The sequence below is a fragment of the Mesorhizobium sp. M1A.F.Ca.IN.020.04.1.1 genome, assembly GCF_003997315.1.
GTDB lineage: Bacteria > Pseudomonadota > Alphaproteobacteria > Rhizobiales > Rhizobiaceae > Mesorhizobium.
Genome location: NZ_RZSN01000270.1, coordinates 1 through 5158 on the forward strand (window position 1 = coordinate 1; position 5158 = coordinate 5158).

The 5158-nt window shown below is 65.6% G+C and carries 5 protein-coding genes; 2 read left to right on the top strand and 3 right to left on the bottom strand.

The window, feature by feature from the left end:
• Positions 1–991: Mur ligase family protein (locus EOA49_RS30075; RefSeq protein WP_127243532.1), on the top strand; the 991-nt coding region annotated here is incomplete at its 5' end.
• A gap of 29 nt (positions 992–1020) precedes the next feature.
• Positions 1021–1440 (top strand): VOC family protein, encoded by a 420-nt coding sequence (locus EOA49_RS30080; protein WP_127239640.1) that lies wholly within the window; start codon positions 1021–1023, stop codon positions 1438–1440.
• Positions 1441–1458: 18 nt separating this feature from the next.
• Here the strand turns inward: EOA49_RS30080 and EOA49_RS30085 are convergent, their stop codons facing one another.
• The 3 genes from EOA49_RS30085 to addA form a co-directional block, all read right to left on the bottom strand.
• Complete coding sequence (locus EOA49_RS30085; protein ID WP_127239639.1) at positions 1459–1740, bottom strand: cupin domain-containing protein; 282 nt, start codon at positions 1738–1740, stop codon at positions 1459–1461.
• A 129-nt stretch (positions 1741–1869) separates the two neighbouring features.
• Positions 1870–2193 carry a thioredoxin gene (gene trxA / locus EOA49_RS30090; protein ID WP_041000044.1) on the bottom strand — a complete coding sequence of 108 codons (324 nt, stop codon included), beginning with the start codon at positions 2191–2193 and terminating at the stop codon, positions 1870–1872.
• A gap of 74 nt (positions 2194–2267) precedes the next feature.
• Positions 2268–5158 (bottom strand): double-strand break repair helicase AddA (addA, locus tag EOA49_RS30095; RefSeq protein WP_127243533.1); only part of this gene is annotated, 2891 nt, incomplete at its 5' end.

A 5158-nucleotide genomic window follows, 5' to 3' on the forward strand; every position in this document is an offset into this window, starting at 1 on the left:
GGCCAATCAAGGCCAGAAGATCCCCGTTTTCGAGATCCTCACCGCCGTCACCTTCATCCTGTTTTCCGAGCATCCGGCCGAGGCGGCGATCATCGAGGTCGGGCTCGGCGGCCGCTTCGATGCCACCAATGTCATTTCCCGGCCTGCCGTTTCGGTGATCATGCCGGTGTCGATGGATCACGAAGCCTATCTCGGCGACCGCGTCGAGCTGATCGCGGCCGAAAAGGCCGGCATCATGAAGCGCGGCTGCCCGGTGGTGATCGGCGCGCAGGAAAGCGAGACCGCGCTGGAGGTGCTGATCGAGACCGCCGAGCGGCTGGATTGCCCGACCCTTGTCTACGGTCAGGATTTCCTGGCCTTCGAGGAGAACGGCCGCATGGTCTATCAGGACGAGGACGGTCTGATGGACCTGCCGCTGCCGCGCCTGCCCGGTCGGCATCAGTTCGCCAATGCCGCCGCGGCGATCGCCGCGGTCAAGGCCGCCGGCTTCGAGATAAGCCATCGCGCTGCCGAAAAAGCGATGACCAGCACCGCGTGGCCGGCCCGGATGCAAAAGCTGACGCAGGGCAGGTTGGTTGAGCTTGCCCCAAAGGGCGCCGAGATCTGGCTCGACGGCGGCCACAATCCCGGCGCCGGCGTCGTCATCGCCGAAGCGCTGGCCGAGCAGGAGGAAAAGAACCCGCGCCCGCTGATCCTCATCGCCGGCATGATCAACACCAAGGACCAGACCGGCTATTTCAGCGCCTTCAAGGGGCTTGCCCGCCATGTCTACACGGTGCCGGTGAGCAAGAGCGATGCCGGGGTGCCCAATGACGAGCTCGCGCTGCGCGCCACCGAGGCCGGCCTGTCGGCCGAGCCGGTCAACTCCGTCGCCGACGCGCTGATGCTGCTGCGCGACAGCTGGGACGGTCCGGCGCCGCGCATCCTCATCGGCGGCTCGCTATATTTCGCCGGCGCTGTGCTGGACGAGAACGGCACGCCGCCGACCTGATAGCGCCGAGGCAGTCGCGAGGAGCAATCGTGATCAAGGTGAACCAACTGGCCCATGTCTGCATCTTCGCGCATGACCTTGAGGCGACGCGCGGCTTCTACCGGGATGTGCTCGGCATGGACACGCAGTTCAACTTCCTGCGCGACGGCAAGATCTTCGGTTTCTATCTCAATTGCGGCGGCCGCAGCCATGTCGAGGTGTTCGAGAAGACCGAAGCCCGCTACAGCGAGGCGAACCAGGTCAACCACTTCTGCCTGGAGGTGGAAGACATGGACGCCGCGATCGCCCATATCCGGTCGAAAGCGGTCGAGGTGACGGCGAAGAAGCTCGCTTGCGACGGCACCTGGCAGGCCTGGATCAAAGACCCCAACGGCGTCAAGATCGAGCTGTTCGAATACACGGCCAAAAGCGCGCAATTCATCGGCGGCGATCGCGTTGCCGATTGGTAGCGGCGCCTGCCTCGAAGGTTATTTCAGCTCGATCTCGATGAAGGCGTATTCGCCGTCATTGGCGTTGATGACATCGTGCTCGACGCCTTCCCGGCGGAAATAGGGCGCGCCTTGCTTCATCTCCGCGAAGGATTCCCCGTCCTTGGTCACCAGCTTCACCCTGCCGTCCATCAGCGGCACGATGACATAGTCGTGGCCATGGCGGTGCCAGCCGGTGTTCGCGCCCGGGGCGAAACGGTATTCGGTGACGATCACGCGCTCATTGTCGACGTGAACTGTGGCCTTGGCTGTTCCGGTCATGGGGCTCTCCTTTTCTTAAGGAAAGGAGATGGCCGCCCGAAGCGTCAGGGCCAGAGCGCCGTCAGCGATGGCGCCAAGGAAAAGCCCGGCGCGATGGCCGGGCTCGATCTTTCTAATATTCGGATTGGCTCAGGCGAGGCTGCCATTGATCCAGTGCGACAGCGCGGTCTTCGGTGCCGCACCCACCTTCATGTCGGCCACTTCGCCGCCCTTGAAGATCATCAGCGTCGGGATCGAGCGCACGCCGTACTGGGCGGCCAACTCGGGATTCTCGTCGATGTTGAGCTTGGCGACCTTCACCTTCGAGCCGAGCTCCTTGGCGATGTCTTCCAACGCCGGGGCGATCATCTTGCACGGACCGCACCACTCGGCCCAGAAATCCACCACAACCGGCTCCTTGGCATTGAGCACATCGGCCTGGAAATTGCCCTTGTCGACCTTGACGGTGGCCATGCTGAAATCCTTTCGAAAACTCGGGTTGCACCAAATGTGGTGGCTGTGGTGGCGATGTTCAAGCAGTTCTTGTGTCACGCTCCCGTGAGTCGGGCAAGGGCACCGTCCATGGCCGCTGCCGGCAGCTCGATCAGGCGCGGCGCCCCGGTGAACAGCAGCGCGGCCGTCACCGTGCGGCCCGGATAGAGCGGCTGAAGCAGCGCGCGGTAGAGAGCAAGCTGCAGGACATAGGCCGGCGGCACTTCGGCCAGGCTGGCCGGCGCCGGCCGGTTGGTCTTGTAGTCGACGATCGAGACCGTTTCCGCAGTGACCGCCAGCCTGTCGATCTTGCCGGAGATGGAGCGCAGCCTGCCCTTCACCTCCAGGCTGCCCATGATGGCGACTTCCGCCCGCGAGGACGGCGAGAACAGCGCCCCGAAGCTTCTGTCGAACAGGATGGAAAGCACGGCTTCCAGCGCGGTGTCGCGCTCTTCGGCCGGCCAGTCGGCGCCGGCGCGCGCCAGATAGCGTTCGGCCGCGCTCCGCCTCTCGTCCTCGGCGATGCCGGGCAGCATCTGCAGCAATTTGTGCAGTGCAAGCCCGCGCATCACCGCAAAGCCGGGTTCGGTTTCCGCATCGAGCACCGGCGAGCGCGTGTCGGGCAAGCTTTCCGTCGCTTCGTCGATCAGCGCCGAGGCGCCTGAAGGCGAGAGCGGCCGCGGCAAGTCCTCATAGGGTGGCAGCGGCCGGAACAGGCCGTCCGGCAGCGGCGCGGCATGATCGAACGGTATCGTCTCCTCAGCCTGATTGAGCGCCATCGGCGGCAGCTTGGTCATATGGAAGCGATGCACCGCCACGTCGGGTGTCGCCGGATGCCGCCGCTCAGCGCTTTCCGGCGCACCCAGCAATGCCCGGCTGACAATCGAATGCCAGGTGCCGGTGCTCGGCGCGCGCTTGCCGTGATAGCCGCAGACGATCAGCCGGTCCTCGGCGCGCGTCATGCCGACATAGAGCAGCCGCCGGTATTCGTCGTCGGCAAGCTCGCGCGCCCGCGCCGAGGCCGCCTTCGAAACGCCGTTGGCGACGTCACTCGCCGAGCGCCAGAGATAGCCCTTGCCCTTCCACTCAGCGCCCGAGCTTTCGAAGGCCATCAGCCGCGGCAGGTGCTGGTCGCTGAACGGCGCCGAGCCGCCGTCGACCAGGAAGACGACCGGCGCCTCCAGGCCCTTGGCGGCGTGCACGGTCATGACGCGCACCTCGTTGCGGGTCTGGTCCATCTCGCGCTTGATCTCCGGCCCGCTGTTTTCCAGCGTCGAGAGGAAGGATTCCAGCCCCGGCAGGCCGGTACGCTCCTCAGCCAGGCAGAAACTCAGGAACTCGTCGAGGATGTCGCCGGCTTCCGGCCCGAGCCGGGCCGTCATCTTGCGGCGCAGGCCGTCACGCGAAAGCGCGGTGGCATAGAATTCGAAGACCGGCTTGAACGCCACTTCTGTCGCCCAGCCATCGAGCCGGCTAACGACCCCGGCCAGGGCCGCGTCTCGGCCGGCATGCTGCCGGAGCGAGGCGATCAGCGACTGGCCCTTGGGCCGCTCGCCGGCGAGCGTTAGCAACGTCTCCTCGGAAACCTCGAAGATCGGGCTGCGCAGCACGGCGGCCAGGGACAGATCGTCCTCCGGCTGGATCAAAAAATGGCCGAGCGCGATCAGGTCCTGCACGGCGATATGGCCGGGAAGGCTCAGCCTGTCGGCGCCGGCGACCGGGATCTGCCGGTTCTTGAGGCTGCGCGACAGCGCGTGCACGAAGCGATCGCGCTTGCGCACCAGCACCAGGATGTCGCCGGCGGTCAGCTTGCGGCCTTTGCCTTCGATGGCCTCGCCGTTGCGCAGCCAGTTCTGGATCGTCGTTGCCACATGTTCGGCCACGCGCACGGCGGGCGCGCTGGCGTGGTTGACCGGCAAGGTCCAGTCATCGGGCTCCTCGACCATTTCGGCGCCGATCGAAGGCCACACCTCGACATAGCCCGGCGCATCGGTGCGGATCGCCTTGTGGCTGAGCGGATCGGGATCGTGGCTGATGCCGCGCCGCACGCCTGGTTCGGCGAAGACGCGGTCGACGGCGGCGAGCACGTCGTCGCTCGAGCGGAACGACCAGGTGAGCTTCAGGTCGGCAAACGAAGCCTGCGCGTCGCGCACCCGCCCGGCAAACAAAAGCCGGCTTTCGGCAAAGGAATCGGGCGCCGCGCCTTGGAAGGAGTAGATCGACTGTTTCTCGTCGCCGACGGCGAACACCGTGCGCCGCACCGTCTCTCGCTGGCCGAACCCGGCGAAGAATTCTTCCGTCAGCTTCTTCACCACTTCCCACTGGTCGGGACTGGTGTCCTGCGCCTCGTCGAGCAGGATATGGTCGATGCCCTGGTCGAGCTTGAACTGCACCCACGGCCCGGCATCGGGCCGCGACAGCAGGCTGACCGTGCGGGTGATCAAATCGTTGAAGTCGAGGAAACCGCGGCTTCGCTTCAGCTGCTCGTAGCGGGCGATCAGCCAGCCGGCGACGGTGAGCGCAGCGGCCGTGCCTTCGAGCATGCGGAACAGCCCCAGCCGGTCCGATACATCGAGGATCGCCTTGGCCGCCGCGAGATAGCGCTCGGGCAGGTCGGGCAGCCTGTCCACCAGCGCTTTCTTGAAGATTTTCGGTGGATCGTAAGGGTCGCCATCGGAGCGCAGAAATGCCTTGGCGAGCAGTCGCAGTCGCCTGATCGGATCGGCTTCGGCAAAAGCGGTCTGCGCATAGGGCAGCACGTTGTTCAGCACCTGCCGCGCGTCGGCGGCTTCGGCGGCGCGCCCGAATTCAGCGAACTGGCTCGGCGCAAAGCCCGGCAGCGGCCAGACCGAAGCGGCAATGCCGGCTGCCGTCTGTCCGGGTTTGAAGCCGAATTCGGCGAACAGCAGCCGGAATTCCCGGTCCCTGCCCAGCTTTTCGATAAAGG